Source organism: Pseudomonas capeferrum (assembly GCF_013523055.1).
Classification (GTDB): Bacteria; Pseudomonadota; Gammaproteobacteria; order Pseudomonadales; family Pseudomonadaceae; genus Aquipseudomonas; species Aquipseudomonas capeferrum_A.
The window spans coordinates 1-275 of sequence record NZ_JAAMQM010000087.1 but is presented as its reverse complement, the minus strand read 5'-3'; the positions used below and the strand labels follow the sequence as shown (position 1 = coordinate 275).

The window sequence follows — 275 nt, the reverse complement described above, 5'->3', positions numbered from 1 at the left end:
GGCCAGTAACCGGCAAGCCATCCTTGCTGCTCAGGGTCACGGTGTAGGTGATCTGACCGCCTTCGGCGACAGTGGTCTTGTCAGCGGTCAGGGTCGCCACGACATCGTTGATGGTGTCGGCGATCTGTACGGTGGCGGAGCCACCCAACTGCAGGTTTTCGAAGGTCTGGCCGTCAACGGTGGCATCGGTGATACCAACGGTTAGCGAACCGGCGTCCTTGAAGACGTCCTCGCCCTGGGCATCGGTGCGGTAGGTGGCTTCGGTCTGGCCCGCG

Annotated in this window: 1 protein-coding gene; it reads right to left on the bottom strand. The window is 62.9% G+C overall.

Translation table 11 applies throughout. The features are described 5' to 3' along the window. Nucleotides 1-275, bottom strand: a 275-nt coding sequence (locus G7009_RS27415; protein ID WP_181133393.1) for an immunoglobulin-like domain-containing protein, incomplete at both ends; no start/stop codon positions are given.